This is a genomic window from Microbacterium sp. NPDC055442 (genome assembly GCF_053644215.1).
On the sequence record NZ_JBSHLF010000002.1, the window covers coordinates 169,817 to 185,589 of the forward strand.

14 protein-coding genes are annotated in these 15,773 nt (G+C 71.1%); 10 read left to right on the forward strand and 4 right to left on the reverse strand.

The features are described from left to right. Positions 1-84: 84 nt before the first annotated feature. Genes pdhA through ACWIBS_RS05290 form a run of 3 tightly spaced genes read left to right on the forward strand, consistent with a single transcriptional unit; the run spans position 85 to position 3,592 of the window. Positions 85-1,215, forward strand: coding sequence for a pyruvate dehydrogenase (acetyl-transferring) E1 component subunit alpha (pdhA, locus tag ACWIBS_RS05280; RefSeq protein ID WP_376126437.1), 1,131 nt, complete (start codon positions 85-87; stop codon positions 1,213-1,215). Further along, positions 1,212-2,222 (forward strand): alpha-ketoacid dehydrogenase subunit beta, encoded by a 1,011-nt coding sequence (locus tag ACWIBS_RS05285; RefSeq protein WP_376126440.1) that lies wholly within the window; start codon positions 1,212-1,214, stop codon positions 2,220-2,222. Before pdhA ends, ACWIBS_RS05285 begins: the two co-directional genes overlap by 4 nt. Next, positions 2,219-3,592 (forward strand): dihydrolipoamide acetyltransferase family protein, encoded by a 1,374-nt coding sequence (locus tag ACWIBS_RS05290; protein ID WP_376126443.1) that lies wholly within the window; start codon positions 2,219-2,221, stop codon positions 3,590-3,592. The genes ACWIBS_RS05285 and ACWIBS_RS05290 overlap by 4 nt, the downstream gene beginning before the upstream one ends. A gap of 50 nt (positions 3,593-3,642) precedes the next feature. On the opposite strand, the gene ACWIBS_RS05295 is transcribed toward ACWIBS_RS05290, so the two are convergent. After that, positions 3,643-4,239 (reverse strand): SACE_7040 family transcriptional regulator, encoded by a 597-nt coding sequence (locus tag ACWIBS_RS05295; RefSeq protein WP_376126446.1) that lies wholly within the window; start codon positions 4,237-4,239, stop codon positions 3,643-3,645. Between the two features lie 105 nt (positions 4,240-4,344). On the opposite strand from ACWIBS_RS05295, the gene ACWIBS_RS05300 reads away from it, so the two are divergent. The 5 genes from ACWIBS_RS05300 to ACWIBS_RS05320 are packed head-to-tail and all read left to right on the forward strand — an operon-like array spanning position 4,345 to position 10,442. Then, a complete protein-coding gene (locus ACWIBS_RS05300; RefSeq protein WP_376126449.1) occupies positions 4,345-5,949 on the forward strand; it encodes a carboxyl transferase domain-containing protein in 1,605 nt (534 codons plus the stop codon). 2 nt (positions 5,950-5,951) lie between these two features. Next, a complete protein-coding gene (locus ACWIBS_RS05305) occupies positions 5,952-7,988 on the forward strand; it encodes an acetyl/propionyl/methylcrotonyl-CoA carboxylase subunit alpha (RefSeq protein WP_376126452.1) in 2,037 nt (678 codons plus the stop codon). A gap of 9 nt (positions 7,989-7,997) precedes the next feature. Further along, positions 7,998-9,149 (forward strand): acyl-CoA dehydrogenase family protein, encoded by a 1,152-nt coding sequence (locus ACWIBS_RS05310; protein WP_376126455.1) that lies wholly within the window; start codon positions 7,998-8,000, stop codon positions 9,147-9,149. 4 nt (positions 9,150-9,153) lie between these two features. Beyond that, entirely contained in the window at positions 9,154-9,630 is a 477-nt protein-coding gene (locus ACWIBS_RS05315) for a MaoC family dehydratase (RefSeq protein ID WP_376126458.1), read from the forward strand. Next, positions 9,627-10,442 (forward strand): HpcH/HpaI aldolase/citrate lyase family protein, encoded by an 816-nt coding sequence (locus ACWIBS_RS05320; RefSeq protein WP_376126461.1) that lies wholly within the window; start codon positions 9,627-9,629, stop codon positions 10,440-10,442. The genes ACWIBS_RS05315 and ACWIBS_RS05320 overlap by 4 nt, the downstream gene beginning before the upstream one ends. A 95-nt stretch (positions 10,443-10,537) precedes the next feature. Here the strand turns inward: ACWIBS_RS05320 and ACWIBS_RS05325 are convergent, their stop codons facing one another. Both ACWIBS_RS05325 and ACWIBS_RS05330 read right to left on the reverse strand, forming a co-directional pair. After that, a complete protein-coding gene (locus ACWIBS_RS05325; RefSeq protein ID WP_376126464.1) occupies positions 10,538-11,143 on the reverse strand; it encodes a histidine phosphatase family protein in 606 nt (201 codons plus the stop codon). A gap of 19 nt (positions 11,144-11,162) precedes the next feature. Next, a complete protein-coding gene (locus tag ACWIBS_RS05330; RefSeq protein ID WP_376126466.1) occupies positions 11,163-11,987 on the reverse strand; it encodes a Sir2 family NAD-dependent protein deacetylase in 825 nt (274 codons plus the stop codon). Positions 11,988-12,124: 137 nt separating this feature from the next. On the opposite strand from ACWIBS_RS05330, the gene ACWIBS_RS05335 reads away from it, so the two are divergent. Next, positions 12,125-12,931, forward strand: a complete 807-nt coding sequence (locus tag ACWIBS_RS05335) for a TrmH family RNA methyltransferase (RefSeq protein WP_376126527.1) — start codon at positions 12,125-12,127, stop codon at positions 12,929-12,931. On the opposite strand, the gene ACWIBS_RS05340 is transcribed toward ACWIBS_RS05335, so the two are convergent. Then, positions 12,922-13,779, reverse strand: coding sequence for an SGNH/GDSL hydrolase family protein (locus ACWIBS_RS05340; protein WP_376126469.1), 858 nt, complete (start codon positions 13,777-13,779; stop codon positions 12,922-12,924). The genes ACWIBS_RS05335 and ACWIBS_RS05340 overlap by 10 nt on opposite strands. A gap of 127 nt (positions 13,780-13,906) precedes the next feature. On the opposite strand from ACWIBS_RS05340, the gene ACWIBS_RS05345 reads away from it, so the two are divergent. Continuing rightward, positions 13,907-15,760 carry a DEAD/DEAH box helicase gene (locus tag ACWIBS_RS05345; protein ID WP_376126472.1) on the forward strand — a complete coding sequence of 618 codons (1,854 nt, stop codon included), beginning with the start codon at positions 13,907-13,909 and terminating at the stop codon, positions 15,758-15,760. Positions 15,761-15,773 lie beyond the last annotated feature (13 nt).

Sequence of the window (15,773 nt, forward strand, 5' to 3'; positions counted from 1 at the left end):
TGCAATGTCGACGTAAGGTCTGGCTTGTCGGCGAAGCAGCTGACGACCACGACGAGCCCCCACGAGGATGGCTCCCGAGGAGGGATGACGATGACGCACACCCTGACACCGACCGCCGAGCGAGCGACCGACGTCGACGACGTCGCGCGGCTCGTGAACCCCGACGGGGAGCGGGTCTCCGATCCCGACCTGGAGCGCTGGGTCGCCGACGTCGACGCGACGGCGCTGCGTGAGCTCTACCGCGACATGGTGCTCGTGCGTCGCGTGGACACCGAGGGCGTCGCGCTGCAGCGCCAGGGGCAGCTGGGCCTGTGGGCTCCCTGCCAGGGTCAAGAGGCGACGCAGGTCGGCACCGCTCGCGCATTCCGGGCCGACGACTTCGTCTTCCCCAGCTACCGGGAGATCGGGGTCAACCTCGTGCGCGGCGCGAAGCCGGCCGACTTCGTGCTCGCGTGGCGCGGTGAGTCGCACTCGACCTACAACCCCTACGACATAAACACCGCCACGCCGCAGATCATCATCGGCGCGCAGGCCCTGCACGCCGTGGGCTACGCCATGGGCATCCAGCGCGACGGCACCGACCAGGTCTCGGCGGCGTACTTCGGCGACGGAGCGACCAGCCAGGGTGACGTGAACGAGGCGATGGTCTTCGCCTCATCCTTCCGCTCGCCCGTCGTCTTCGTGTGCACGAACAACCAGTGGGCGATCTCGGAGCCCGTCACGGTGCAGGCGAAGTTCCCGATCGCCGGGCGTGCACCGGGCTTCGGCATCCCCAGCATGCGGGTCGACGGCAACGACGTGCTGGCGTGCCTGGCCGCGATGCGCTGGGCGATCGACAATGCCCGCAAGGGCAACGGTCCCGCCTTCATCGAGGCCGTCACCTACCGGATCGGCCCGCACACGACGTCGGATGACCCGACCCGGTACCGCGACAAGGACGAGGTCGAGCGCTGGCGTCAGCGCGACCCGATCGCGCGCATCGAAGCACTCCTGCGCGCCGAGGGCGCGTTCGACGACGCGTTCGCGGCCGAGGTCGCCGCCGACGCGGACCAGCTCGGAGCCGAGGTGCGCGCCGCCACGCTCGGCGCCGTGACCCGCCCCGCGATCGAGGTGCTCGACGACGTCTACGCCGAGCCGCACACGGGGCTCGCAGAGCAGCGCGAATGGTACGGCGCGTACCTCGGCGGCTTCGACACGGAGGAGACGGCACGATGACACAGCTCACGATGGTGAAGGCGATCAACGAAGGTCTGCGTCGCGCCATGGCCGACGACCCGAAGGTCCTGCTCATGGGCGAGGACATCGGCAAGCTCGGCGGTGTGTTCCGCATCACCGACGGCCTGATCGACGAGTTCGGCGCGCAGCGCGTCATCGACACCCCGCTCGCGGAGTCCGGCATCATGGGCGCCGCCGTGGGGCTGGCGTTCCGCGGCTACCGCCCCGTCGTCGAGATCCAGTTCGACGGGTTCGTCTACCCGGCCTTCGACCAGATCGTCTGCCAGGTCGCGAAGCTGCACTACCGCACGCGCGGCAACGTCAAGATGCCGATCACGATCCGCATCCCGTGGGCCGGGGGCGTGGGCGCCGCCGAGCACCACTCGGAGTCGCCCGAGGCGTACTTCGTGCACACGTCGGGCCTGCGCGTCGTCGCGGTGTCGAACCCGCAGGACGCGCACGTCATGCTGCGTCAGGCGATCGCGAGCGACGACCCGGTCGTCTACTTCGAGCCGAAGCGGCTCTATCACACGAAGGGCGAGGTCGATTTCGACACCGACCTGGCCGACGCGCCGCCGATGGGTCTCGCCCGGGTCGCGCGCGAAGGCAGCGACGTGACGATCCTGACCTACGGCGCCCAGGTGCCGGTCGCCCTCGACGCGGCGATGGCCGCCGAAGACGACGGTCTCTCGATCGAGGTCATCGACCTGCGCTCGCTCTCGCCCGTCGACTACCGCACCGTGACGGCATCCGTCCGCAAGACCGGTCGCGTCGTCGTGACCCACGAAGCGGCGCGCGAAGCGGGCGTCGGCGCCGAGCTCATCGCGAGCGTCACCGAGCGCTGCTTCAACCACCTCGAAGCCGCGCCTGCGCGCGTCACGGGCCACGACATCCCGTACCCGCCGGCCAAGCTCGAGAAGCAGCACGTGCCCGATCTCGACCGGATCCTCGACGCGGTCGACCGCGTGCTCGACCGCCCGAACAGCCTGACAGGAGTGGAGCTGTGATCCAGGACTTCCGCCTGCCCGACCTCGGCGAAGGTCTGCCGGAGGCCGAGCTCGTCCAGTGGCTCGTCGCCGAGGGCGACACGGTCGCCCTCAACCAGACGATCGCCGAGGTCGAGACCGCGAAGGCCGTCGTCGAGCTCCCCAGCCCCCACGCGGGCATCGTGCAGAACCTCCACGCCGCCGCGGGCGATGTCGTCGAGGTCGGCTCGGTGCTCATCTCGTTCCAGCTCGAGGGGGAGCACGCCGCACCCGAGGCGGCGCCCGAGGCGGCGGCATCCGCTCCCGCCGAAGCGGAGGATGCCGGTGAGAAGGCGCAGCCGAACCTCGTCGGCTACGGCGCGGCGCCCCGCTCGTCGGGTCGCCCGCAGCGGCGTGCCCGCGCTGCCGGGGGCCGGAAGGAGCCGGCCGACACCGCCGTGCTCGAAGCGGCCCCGCACGACGCGGTGCACTCGCAAGAGGTCATCGAGCGCCCGCTCGAGCGCCCCCGCTCGACGCCGCCGGTGCGCATGCTCGCCAAGAAGCTCGGCATCGACCTCGCTCTCGTCGAGGCGGGCGGCGCGACGGGCATCATCACGCGCGACGACGTGGAGGCGTACGCCGCCCGCGTCGGGGCCGCCCCGGCCGCCCCCGCTGCGCCTGCGCAGCCGGCGCCGGTCCGCGAGACCGGCGAGCGCACGACCCGCACCCCGATCCGCGGTGTACGCAAGCACACGGCGGCCGCGATGGTGCAGAGCGCCTTCACGGCACCGCACGTCACGACGTTCCTCACGGTCGACGTCACGGCCACGAGCGAGCTGATCGCCTCGCTCAAGGCCGACCGTCGCCTGCAGGATCACCGCATCGGCGTGCTCACGGTCGCGGCGAAGGCCGTGTGCCTCGCGCTGGGCACGCACCCCGAACTGAACTCCAAGTGGGATGAGGCAGCGGGCGAGATCGTCCAGCACCATTACGTCAACCTCGGGATCGCCGCCGCGACGGGCCGCGGCCTGGTCGTGCCGAACATCCGCGACGCCCAGGAGCTGTCGCTCACCGAGATGGCGGACGCCATCCGGGCGCTGGCCGAGACGGCGCGTGCCGGCAAGACCTCGCCCGCCGAGATGATGGGCGGAACGTTCTCGATCACGAACGTCGGCGTCTTCGGCGTGGATGCGGGAACCCCCATCCTCAACCCCGGCGAGGCGGGCATCCTCGCGATCGGCGCGGTGCGCCGTCAGCCGTGGGAGCACCGCGGCGAGATCGCCCTGCGCGACGTCATGACGCTCGCGCTGTCGTTCGATCACCGACTCGTCGACGGGGAGCAGGGCTCGAAGTTCCTCGCCGACGTCGCGGGCGTGCTGCGCGAACCCGGACGCGCGTTGCTTCTGCGCTGACGACGACGGGCCCGCCCGCGACGACCGGGCGGGCCCGTCGTCCTTCGGCGTCAGGCGCTGAGCGCCGCGATCGCCATCGATTCCAGGATGCCGCGGATGTCGGGCGCGTCCGGCGCCGAGCGCAGGCCGTGCACGCTGTGCGGCGTCGAGTTGATGAGACCGAAGCACGCGTGCGCGCGTACGCGCAGGTCGCTCGCGTCCCGGTCGGGATGCAGATCGGTCAGCACGGCGATCCACAGCTCGACGTATTCGCGCTGCAGACGGCGCACGGTGTGTCGATCGTCATCGGCGAGACTCGCGAGATCGCGGTCCTGCACGCGGATGACGTCGGCGTCGGCGAGGGCGAAGTCGACGTGGAAGCGCACGAGCCCTGTCAGACGATCCCGCGCTGTGCGGTGCTCGGCGAGCACGGCGCGTCCGCCCGCGAGGAGTCGCTCGCTGACCCGCACGAGGATCGCCGCGAGCAGGGCCTGCTTGTTGACGAAGTGCCGATAGACGGCGGGTCCGCTGACCCCGACGGCGGCGCCCAGATCCTCCAGGCTCACGCCGCTGTATCCGCGCTCGGCGAACAGCCGCGCCGCCTCGTGGAGGAGCGCGGCCTGACGGTCTGCCTTCGCGCGCTCGCGCTCCGTGACACCGCTTGTCATTTCAGTTAACCCTCGCTAACCTGGTACCTCGGTTAGTGAACACTAACCAGTTCGGATCCTCCACCGCTCGAAGCGTGATCCGATCGTGACGTCGACGGAGATGACATGACCACACTCGGGACCGAGATCGTCGCCGACGAGGCGTTCACCCGAACACGCGAGGCCCAGGCGGACCTCGCGCAGGAACTGCGCGACAAGCTCGCAGCCGCGGCGCTCGGGGGACCGCAAGCCTCGCGGGAGCGCCATGTCGCGCGCGGCAAGCTGCTTCCCCGTGAGCGGGTCGCACGGCTGCTCGACGAAGGCAGCCCCTTCCTCGAAGTGAGCGCACTGGCCGCAGACGGGGTCTACGGCGGAGATGCTCCCGCGGCGGGCGTCATCGCGGGCATCGGCCTCGTGCACGGACGACACGTCATGGTGGTCTGCAACGACGCGACCGTCAAGGGCGGCACCTACTATCCCCTCACGGTCAAGAAGCACCTGCGCGCACAGGAGATCGCCCTCGAAAACCGCTTGCCGTGCGTCTACCTCGTGGACTCCGGCGGTGCCTTCCTGCCGATGCAGGACGAAGTCTTCCCCGACCGCGACCACTTCGGACGCATCTTCTTCAACCAGGCGCGCATGTCCGCCGCGGGCGTTCCCCAGATCGCCGCCGTCATGGGATCGTGCACCGCCGGAGGCGCCTACGTGCCGGCGATGAGCGATGAGACGGTCATCGTGCGCGACCAGGGCACGATCTTCCTCGGTGGTCCGCCCCTCGTGAAGGCCGCGATCGGCGAGATCGTCACGGCCGAGGAGCTCGGTGGCGGCGAACTGCACGCGAAGCGCTCCGGCGTCGTCGACCACCTCGCCGAAGACGACGAGCACGCCCTGCAGATCGTGCGCGACATCGTCGCGACGCTGCCCCCGCCCGCTGAGCCCGCCTGGGAGGTGCGACCCGCGGCAGACCCCACCGTCGACGCGTCCGACCTGTACGGCGTCGTGCCCGTCGACGTCAATCAGCCGTACGACGTGCGCGAGGTGATCGCGCGCATGGTCGACCGCAGCGAGTTCCACGAGTTCAAGCGCGAATACGGCGAGACGCTCGTGACGGGGTTCGCCCGCCTGCACGGCCACCCCGTCGGCATCGTCGCGAACAACGGCGTGCTGTTCAGCGAGTCCGCTCAGAAGGGGGCCCACTTCATCGAGCTGTGCGACCAGCGCGGCATCCCGCTGCTGTTCCTGCAGAACATCTCGGGCTTCATGGTCGGGCGTGACGCCGAGGCCGGCGGGATCGCGAAGGACGGCGCGAAGATGGTCACCGCCGTCGCGACGACGCGCGTGCCCAAGCTCACGGTCGTGATCGGCGGATCGTTCGGCGCCGGGAACTACTCGATGTGCGGGCGGGCGTACTCGCCGAGGTTCCTGTGGACCTGGCCCGCGAGCCGCATCTCGGTGATGGGCGGTCCCCAGGCGGCATCCGTCCTCTCGACGGTCAAGCGCGATCAGATCGAGGCGCGGGGCGAGGAGTGGTCCGCCGAGGCGCAGAGCGACTTCGAGGGGCCCATCCGCGAGCAGTACGAGCGCCAGGGCAGTCCGTATTACGCGACGGCCCGGCTGTGGGACGACGGCATCGTCGATCCTGCCGATACCCGTGACCTGCTGGGGCTCGCGCTCGACGTCGTGTCGCGCACGCCGCTCCCCGAACCGCGCTTCGGCGTCTTCCGGATGTGATCATGATGAACACCGAAGTGAACGCTGTCCCCGAGCTCGTCGAACGGCTCGACGTCGTGCTCGTCGCGAATCGCGGCGAGATCGCGCGCCGGGTCATCCGCACGCTGCGCCGTCTGGGCATCCGGTCGGTCGCGGTCTACAGCGACGCCGACGCCGATGCTCCGCACGTGCGCGAGGCCGACGAGGCCGTACGCATCGGACCCGCCGCCGCATCCGCGTCGTATCTCGACATCGACGCGGTCGTCCGCGCCGCCGTCGAGACGGGCGCGCAGGCGGTGCATCCGGGGTACGGGTTCCTCTCCGAGAACGTCGCCTTCGCGCGCGCCTGCGCTGCCGCGGGCATCGTCTTCATCGGTCCCGGCGAGCGCGCCCTGGACGTCATGGGCGACAAGATCCGCTCGAAAGAGCACGTCATCGGTCACGGCGTGCCGACGGTGCCGGGATTCAGCGCGGCAGGTATGACGGATGCCGCGATCTCGGCCGCCGCCGAAGAGACCGGCTTCCCGCTGCTGATCAAGCCCTCGGCGGGCGGCGGCGGCAAGGGGATGCAGATCGTGCGCGCCGCCGACGAGCTCGCCGACGCCCTCGCGACGGCCCGTCGCGTCGCGCTGGCGGCATTCGGCGACGACACGCTGCTGCTCGAGAGGCTCATCGAGCGGCCGCGCCACATCGAGGTGCAGGTGCTGGCGGATTCCCACGGTGCGGTCATCCACGTGGGCGAGCGCGAGTGCACGTTGCAGCGTCGTCACCAGAAGGTCGTCGAAGAGGCGCCGTCGCCGATCGTCGACGCCCGAACCCGAGAGCGACTGGGAGCGGCTGCCTGTGCCGCCGCGGCATCCGTGGACTATCGCGGTGCGGGGACGGTCGAGTTCCTCGTCGCGGGGGACCGCCCCGACGAGTTCTTCTTCATCGAGATGAACACGCGCCTGCAGGTCGAGCACCCCGTGACCGAGCTCGTGACGGGGATCGACCTCGTCGAGCAGCAGCTGCGGATCGCGGCGGGACTGCCGCTCGGCATCGCGCAGGACGACATCATCCTCGAAGGGCACGCGATCGAAGCGCGCGTGTACGCCGAGAGTCCCGAGCGCGGATTCCTGCCCGCGACGGGTGACGTGCTGCTGTGGGATGCTGCCGACCCGGCCGACGTGCGCACGGATTCCGCCGTCGAGAGCGGTTCGATCGTGGGTTCGGACTACGACCCCATGATCGCGAAGGTCATCGTGCGCGGCGTCGACCGCGCCGACGCGCTCGCCCGGCTCGACGCGGCGCTGGCCGACACCGTCCTGCTCGGCGTCGACACCAACATCGCGTTCCTGCGCGCTCTGCTCGCCGACCCGGCCGTGCAGGCAGGCGACCTCGACACCGGGCTCATCGACCGGCTGCCGCCCTTCGCCGCGCCGGACCCGTCCGCTGCCGCGCTGAGCGCCGTCGCCGCCGTCGACGAGGGCCGGCACCTCGCGGGACTTCAGCAGGGACGCGCCTCAGCGCTGTGGCGCACGGGCTCCGGCTGGCGGATCGGCGATGGCGCGCCCGCGCGCACGGTCGCCGTGCTGGGCGAGGACGGCGAGGTGCGCACGGCTGCCGTGCCGGATCCCGGCCCGCTCGTCTCGGCGGGAGCGGGGGGATGGCGCGCCGTGTCGCTCGGGCGGGCGCTGCCCGCCGGCGCACAGCTGCGGACCGACCGCGAAGGGTGGTCGTGGGTGCACGCCGACGGCGTCACGCACCGCCTCAAGCCGCTGACGCGCCGCGAAGCCCTCGAACGACGTCTCGCGGCGTCGGCACGCGGTGCCGCGGCCGCGGCACCCGAGCTGCGCGCGCCCATGCCCGGTGCCGTCGTGGCGGTGCACGCCGCCGACGGCGACCGCGTCGAGACGGGCCAGCGCATCGTCACGATCGAGGCGATGAAGATGGAGCATCCCGTCACGGCGCCGCACGGCGGCATCCTGCGCCTCGATGTCGCCGCGGGCGACCAGGTGCGCCGTGACCAGGTCATCGCGCACGTGGCGGCCGACCCCTCGACGAGCTCAGAGATCGACTAAGGAGTGACCATGGACCACCACAACCTCACCGATGACGAGCGCGAGCTCGCCGGCCTCGTGCGCGAGTTCGCCGACGAGGTCGTCGCGCCGCAGGCCTACGAGGCCGACCGCACGAAGACGCTCTCGATGGACGTCGTGCGTCAGATGGGCGAGATGGGCCTGTTCGGTCTGCCCTTCTCCGAAGAGGTCGGCGGACAGGGCGGCGACTACTTCGCGCTCGGTCTCGCGATCGAGGCGCTCGCGCGCGTCGACCAGTCGATCGCGATCACCCTCGAAGCAGGGGTGAGCCTCGGTGCGATGCCGATCTACCGCTTCGGCACCGACGAGCAGAAGCAGACGCTCCTGCCCGACCTGCTCGCCGGCACGGCGCTCGCGGGCTTCGGCCTGACCGAGCCCGAAGCGGGGTCGGACGCCGGCGCGACGCGCACGACGGCGCGGCTCGAGGGCGGCGAGTGGGTCATCAACGGGGCCAAGCAGTTCATCACGAACTCCGGCACGCCGATCACACGCTTCGTCACCGTCACGGCGGTCACGGGCGAGCAGAACGGCCGCAAGGAGATCTCGACGATCATGGTGCCGCACGGCACCGAGGGCTTCACGGTCGAGCCGGCGTACGACAAGGTCGGCTGGCACGCCTCCGACACGCACCCGCTGACCTTCCAGGACGCCCGTGTGCCCGAAGAGAACCTCATCGGCGAGCGCGGCCGCGGGTTCGCGAACTTCCTGCACATCCTCGACGAAGGGCGCATCGCGATCGCGGCTCTCGCGACGGGTGCGGCCGAAGGATGCCTCGAAGCGGCGATCGACTATGCCGGCAAGCGCACGGTCTTCGGCGAAGTGCTCTCGACGCGTCAGAGCATCCAGTTCATGATCGCGCGCATGCAGCTGCGCGTGCACAACGCGCGTCTGGCGTGGCACCACGCGGCGCGACTGCGCGATGCCGGCAAGCCGTTCAAGACCGAGGCGGCCATCGCGAAGCTCACCTCGAGCGACGCCGCGATGGACAACGCGCGCGATGCGACGCAGATCTTCGGCGGCAACGGGTTCATGAACGAGTACCCCGTCGCGCGGCACTACCGCGATTCGAAGATCCTCGAGATCGGCGAGGGCACGAACGAGGTGCAGCTGCTCGTCATCGCCCGTTCGCTCGGGGTAGCGTGAGGCTGTGACCGAGATCGTTCAACGCGGACTGTACGTCGACGAGCTCGAAGTCGGTGCGCGATATGCGCACCGACCGGGACGGACGGCATCCGAAGCCGACAACATCCTCTTCACGACGCTCACGATGAACGGCCAGGCGCTGCACCTGGATGCCGCGTTCGCCGAGACGCAGCCGTTCGGGCAGCGCCTCATGAACTCGATGTGGACGCTGTCGACCCTGGTCGGCGCGTCGGTCGGGCAGATCACGCAGGGCACGCTCGTGGCCCAACTCGGGCTCGGCGACATCACGTTCCCCGCGCCGGTCTTCCACGGGGACACCCTCTATAGCGAGACCGAGATCCTCGACAAGCGCCCGTCGAGCTCGCGTCCCGGTCAGGGGATCGTGACGATGGCGCACACGGGTCGCAATCAGGACGGCGTCGTCGTCGCCACGGCGACGCGCACGGCGCTCATGTGGCTGAACGCGGAGTCGCACGCATGACCGGGTTCGATCTCGGGCCCGCGCTGCTGTTCTGCCCCGCCGATCGCCCGGAGCGCTACGCGAAGGCCTTCGACCGGGCCGACGCGGTCATCCTCGATCTCGAGGACGCCGTCTCGCCATCGGCGAAGGCCGCGGCGCGCGGTGCGCTGATCGAGTCCGAGCTGGATCCTGCCCGCGTCATCGTGCGCGTCAATCCGCCCGAGACCGACGAGTTCGCCGCCGACCTCGCGACCCTGTCGCAGACCGACTACCGCCGCGTCATGATCGCCAAGGCCGAGTCGCCCAAGCGGCTCAAGCGCCTCGACGAGCGGTTCGAGATCATCGCGCTGTGCGAGACGGCGAAGGGCATCGCGCAGGCCGACCGGATCGCGGCGCTGGACAACGTCGTCGCGCTCATGTGGGGTGCCGAAGACCTCGTGGCATCCCTCGGAGGAACCTCGAGCCGCGGCGCGGACGGCCGCTATCGCGACATCGCCCGTCACGCGCGCGCCCGGACACTGCTCGCGGCGGGATCGCGGGGCAAGGGCGCGATCGACGCCGTGCACCTCGACATCGCCGACGTGGCCGGCCTTGCCGACGAGGCGACGGATGCCGCGGCATCCGGATTCACCGCCACGGCGTGCATCCACCCGAGCCAGGTCGCCGTCATCCGCGACGCCTACCGGGCCGACGACGCTTCGGTGACGTGGGCGCGGGCGGTGCTCGCTGCGGCGGACGGGGAGCGCGGGGTCTTCGCGTTCGAGGGGCGCATGGTCGACGAGCCCGTGCTGCGGCATGCGCGCGCCGTGCTGCGCCGCGTCGACGGAGCCTGAGGTCGGCTTTCCCGCGCCGTATGCAGGAGCAGGTGTGACGGGAGTGCCCGTGCGGCGCGGTTCGCGCCGTCGGTCCTGCAGGAGGCGTCGGCGCGTCAGACGAGCGGTGAGCCGGCGTACGAGCGCAGGCTCAGCCGCTCGCGCTCGAGCAGGAACGAGAAGCTCGCGCCGTTCGCGAGGCGTTCGCCCGCGGGCGGCATCTCGCCGGCCGTCGCGTGCATGATGACCTCGCGGATGAGCGCGCCGTGCGCGACGACGACGAGGGCGGGCGAGGCGGGAGCCGTCTCGCGGCGCGCCCGCCGCACGGCTCTGCGCAGACCGAGCACGGCACGCAGGCGCAGATCCTCGCGCGATTCGGCGCCCGGGACCTCGGCGGTGTACCAGTCTCCCCACCGCGCGAAGAACTCGGTCGTCTCGAGGCCCTCGGCCTCGCCGTAGGCGCGCTCGCGCAGCTCGGGGTACGCGTGCGACAGCTCGACCCCGAGCCCCTCGGCCACGATCTCGGCGGTCTCCCGCGCGCGGGAGAGGTCGCTCGAGACGACCACGACGGGGGAGCCGTCGAGCTGCTCGCGCACCGACTGCGCGGCATCCCGAGCCTGCTGGCGTCCGGTGTCGTTGAGCGGGATGTCGGTGCTGCCCTGGATGCGTCGCGCGCGATTCCAGTCGGTCTCGCCGTGGCGCATCAGGATGAGGGTCGTCACCCTTCGAGCCTAACCGCGCTCAACGGTCGGGGAGCCCGGCGGCGAGGGCCTCGAGCACGCTGCTCGCGCTGCCGTCGATCTTGACGGTCGCGCGTGGGTCGGCCCGCGTCTCGCCGCGGTTGACGATGACGATCGGCAGGTGCTGGCGGCGGGCGCGTTCGATGAGGCGGATGCCGCTGTTCACGGTGAGCGAGGAGCCGGCCACGAGCAGGGCGTCGCTCGTGCGCACGAGCTGCTCGGCGTGGCGGAACTTCTCGCGCGGGACGAACTCGCCGAAGAAGACGACGTCGGGCTTGAGCATGCCGCCGCACGCGCTGCACGCCGGCACCCGGAAGCCCTCGGTGCTCTCGGGGAGCACGTCTCCGTCGGGTCCGAGGGCGACGGCGTCGGGCAGGGCGATCCAGGGGTTGTCGGCCTCGACGCGGGCGGCGAGGTCGCGGCGGTCGAAGATCTGGCCGCAGTGCGTGCACAGCACGCGGCGCATCGTGCCGTGCAGCTCGACGACACGGCGGCTGCCGGCGCGCACGTGCAGCCCGTCGACGTTCTGCGTCACGACGCCGGTGGCCAGGGCGCGCTCCTCGAGGCGGCTGATGGCGCGGTGCCCGGGGTTCGGCGGCACCGCGGCGAAGGCGCGCCAGCCCAGGTGGCTGCCGACCCAGTACCGCCGGCGGTCGGCCTCGTCGCCGAGGAAGCGATCGACCGTCATCGGCGTGCGCACGGGGGCGCCCGATCCGCGGTAGTCGGGGATGCCCGAGTCGGTCGAGACGCCGGCGCCCGTGAGCACCGCGATCCGGCGCCCCGCGAGGACCTCGACCGCCCGCGCGATGTCATCCGGCTCCGTCATCCGCACCTCCCGCCCTCGCAGTCTAGGTCGCTCGCTTGACCGCGAGACTGCAACGGGGCGCCGAGACTGCGGGGTTCACCCACGGTCTCGCCCTGCCGTTGCAGTCTCGCGGTCAGTGGGGCTGGGATAGTGGAGGGGTGGGGATCGAGATCGAGACGGCGGACGACCCGCGGCTGGCGGACTACCGGGATCTGACCGACATCGCGCTGCGGCGCGTGCTCGAGCCCGAGGGCGGGCTCTACATCGCCGAGTCGGCCAAGGTCATCGCCCGCGCCCTCGCCGCCGGCCACGTGCCGCGGTCCGTCCTGGTGCAGGACAAGTGGGCGGATGCTGCGCGGGCACTGCTCGCCGAACATCCGGGCGTGCCGCTCTACATCGTCACGTCCGAGGTCGCCGAGAGCCTCACCGGCTACGCCGTGCATCGCGGCGCCCTCGCGGCCATGCACCGACCGCCCCTCCCACCGCTCGGCGAGGTCGTCGACGGCGCGCGGCTGGTCGTCGTGCTCGAGGACATCGTCGACCACACGAACGTCGGTGCCATCTTCCGCGCGGCGGCCGGGCTGGGCGCCGACGCCGTCCTCGTCAGCCCGCGGTGCGCCGACCCGCTGTATCGGCGCAGCGTGCGGGTGAGCATGGGCACGGTCTTCCAGGTGCCGTGGACGCGCCTGCCGGAGTGGTCCGACGCGCAGCGTGAGCTGCACGACCGCGGCTTCCACCTCGCGGCGCTCGCGCTCGACGACGACGCCGTGCCGTTGGATGCGTTCGCCGCCGCGGGCCATGACCGCGTCGCGCTGATGCTCGGCTCCGAGGGCGACGGGCTCTCGCGCCGTGCCCTCGCGGCATCCGACTCCCGCGTGATGATCCCGATGGCCGGTGGGGTCGATTCGCTCAACGTCGCGGCGGCCAGTGCCGTCGCGCTGTGGGAACTGCGGACTCAGACCTGATCGCCGCGCGGTTCGGCGGCATCCGCCTCCGGCGCGAGCGTGACGACCGGCAGCGGTTCGGGGCGCTTGGCCGTGACGTGATCGCCGGATGACTGATGCCGCAGACGCCGCAGCACCCAGGGCACGAGATACTCCCGAGCCCACACGAGGTCGTGTGCGCGTGCGGCGCGCCACGTGCGCCCCGGCAGGGGATCGGGCTGCATCGGCTGCAGATCGTTCGGCACGTTGAGCGACCGCAGCACCATGCGGGCGACTTCGTGGTGTCCGAGCGGGTTGTAGTGCAGTCGGTCGTCGTCGAAGAAGCGCATGTCCTGCACTTCCTTCAACGCCCACTGGTCGGCGACGATGCAGTCGTGCCGGTCGGCGATCGCGCGGATGTTCTCGTTGTAGATCGCGACCTTGCCACGGATGCCACGGAACACGGGCGTGAAGTTCGTGTCGATCCCGGTGAACACGACCAGGGTCGCGCCGCCGCTCGACAGCCGCACGACGGCGTCCTCGAACATCTCGGCGACCGCGTCCGGATCCGAGCCGGGACGGATGACGTCGTTCCCGCCCGCGGAGAACGTGACGAGGTCGGGCTTGAGGGCGATCGCCGGTTCGATCTGGTCATCGACGATCTGCCGGATCAGCTTTCCTCGCACGGCGAGGTTCGCATACGCCAGATCTTCGACCTGCGAGCCGAGGACCTCGGCGACGCGATCGGCCCAGCCGCGGTGCTGATCGGTGCCGGGGATCGGGTCGCCGATCCCCTCGGTGAACGAGTCGCCGATCGCGACGTAGCGTCGCCACGGGTGCTTTTCGACATTGGCGACGTAGGGGCTGCGGTGTGCATCGGTGATCGACATGCGCTCCTCCTCAGGTCGCGGCCGCTTTCGAGCGTAGCGCGCGCGCCGATCATGTCGGCGGCACGGATTAGGGTGGTCAATCGTGCTGTCCGCGGCTGTGGGACGGCCGTCGCGGAAAGGGGAGCCAGTGGACGACGCGATCGCCGCTGCCGAACCGGTGACGACCGACGTGCCCGAGCACTTCGGCAGCTTCGCCGCCGAGCAGCTGTCGCCCGCGTATCCGCAGCGTGCCCCGTGGGGTACGGCTCAGCGACTTCGGGCCTGGCAGGCAGAGGCGCTCGACCTGTACTTCGGTCTCGACGGACCTGACGGTCCCGGCGGCGGTCCGCGGGACTTCCTCGCCGCCGCGACCCCCGGCGCCGGCAAGACGACCTTCGCCCTGCGGCTCGCGAGCGAGCTGCTGCGCCGTGGCATCGTGGAGCGCATCGTCGTCGTCGCGCCGACCGAGCACCTCAAGACCCAGTGGGCGGATGCCGCGGCTCGCGTCTCGATCCGCCTCGATCCGCACTTCAGCAACCGCCACGGTCTGCCGTCGCGGCAGTTCCACGGCGTCGCGGTCACCTACGCGCAGGTCGCCGTCAAATCGTCGGTGCACGAACGGCTCATCCATGACCGGCGCACGCTGGTGATCCTCGACGAGGTCCACCACGGCGGTGACGCGCTCAGCTGGGGCGACGCGCTGCGCGAGGCGTACGGCCGCGCGACGCGGCGGCTGCTGCTGTCGGGGACCCCGTTTCGCAGCGACACCGCACCGATCCCGTTCGTCGAATACCACCCCGACGACAAAGGCATCCGCGTCTCGCGCACCGATTACAACTACGGGTACCGTCGTGCGCTCGAAGACGGCGTCGTGCGGCCCGTGCTCTTCCTCGTCTACGCCGGCCAGATGCGCTGGCGCACCAAGACGGGCGACGAGATGGAGGCGCAGCTCGGGCAGGACAACACGAAGGACGTCACGGCGCAGGCGTGGCGCACGGCGCTCGATCCCGAGGGGGAGTGGATTCCCGCCGTACTGCGCTCGGCCGACCGGCGCCTGAGCGAAGTGCGCGAGCAGGTTCCGGATGCCGGTGGCCTCGTGATCGCGACGGATCAGACCGCCGCACGGGCCTATGCCGAGATCCTCGACCGGCTCACGGGCGAGCCGACGACCGTCGTGCTGTCCGACGAGGAGGGCGCGTCGGCACGCATCGAGCAGTTCGCGAACAACACCCGGCGTTGGATGGTCGCCGTCCGCATGGTGTCGGAGGGTGTCGACGTGCCGCGACTGGCGGTCGGCGTGTATGCCACCAGCGCCTCGACGCCGCTGTTCTTCGCGCAGGCGATCGGTCGCTTCGTCCGCGCGCGGCGCCGCGGCGAGACGGCGAGCGTCTTCCTGCCGAACGTTCCGCAGCTGCTCGCCCTCGCCAACGCCATGGAGGTCGAACGCGATCACGCCCTCGACCGCGAGAGCGAGGATGACGAGTGGGCGCTCGATGACGACCTGCTCGACGCCGCCGAGCAGGGCGACAGCGCTTCGGATGCCCTGACGTACGAGTTCACCTACCAGGCGCTCGGATCCCTCGCCCACTTCGACCGCGTGCTCTACGACGGCAAGGAGTTCGGCCAGCTCGCTGTGCCCGGCACTCCCGAAGAAGAGGAGTTCCTGGGGCTGCCCGGCCTGCTCGAGCCCGAGCACGTGCACGAGCTGCTCGTGCAGCGTCAGGCACGTCAGAGCCGCCACCGTCGGGTTCGCGAATCGCAGCAGCCGGCGCCCGACGATCCCGCGCCGGATGTCCCGCCGGCGGCCCTGCACCGCACGCTGAAGGAGCAGCGCCAGCTGCTGAACAGCCTCGTGGGACTGTATGCGCGGCAATCCGGCGAGCCGCACGGTGCCGTGCACGCCGAGCTGCGCCGCGTGTGCGGAGGCCCGAGCGTCGCACAGGCGACCGTTGCGCAACTGCAGGCCCGCATCGACCTGCTGCGCGCCCGCGTGCGGTCGTGAGCGGCGTTCGGGG

Coding starts and splice junctions, on each gene's coding strand:
- pdhA (WP_376126437.1), top strand. CDS start 85: ATGACGATGACGCACACCCTGACACCGACCGCCGAGCGAGCGACCGAC.
- ACWIBS_RS05285 (WP_376126440.1), top strand. CDS start 1,212: ATGACACAGCTCACGATGGTGAAGGCGATCAACGAAGGTCTGCGTCGC.
- ACWIBS_RS05295 (WP_376126446.1), bottom strand. CDS start 4,239: ATGACAAGCGGTGTCACGGAGCGCGAGCGCGCGAAGGCAGACCGTCAG.
- ACWIBS_RS05300 (WP_376126449.1), top strand. CDS start 4,345: ATGACCACACTCGGGACCGAGATCGTCGCCGACGAGGCGTTCACCCGA.
- ACWIBS_RS05305 (WP_376126452.1), top strand. CDS start 5,952: ATGATGAACACCGAAGTGAACGCTGTCCCCGAGCTCGTCGAACGGCTC.
- ACWIBS_RS05310 (WP_376126455.1), top strand. CDS start 7,998: ATGGACCACCACAACCTCACCGATGACGAGCGCGAGCTCGCCGGCCTC.
- ACWIBS_RS05320 (WP_376126461.1), top strand. CDS start 9,627: ATGACCGGGTTCGATCTCGGGCCCGCGCTGCTGTTCTGCCCCGCCGAT.
- ACWIBS_RS05330 (WP_376126466.1), bottom strand. CDS start 11,987: ATGACGGAGCCGGATGACATCGCGCGGGCGGTCGAGGTCCTCGCGGGG.
- ACWIBS_RS05340 (WP_376126469.1), bottom strand. CDS start 13,779: ATGTCGATCACCGATGCACACCGCAGCCCCTACGTCGCCAATGTCGAA.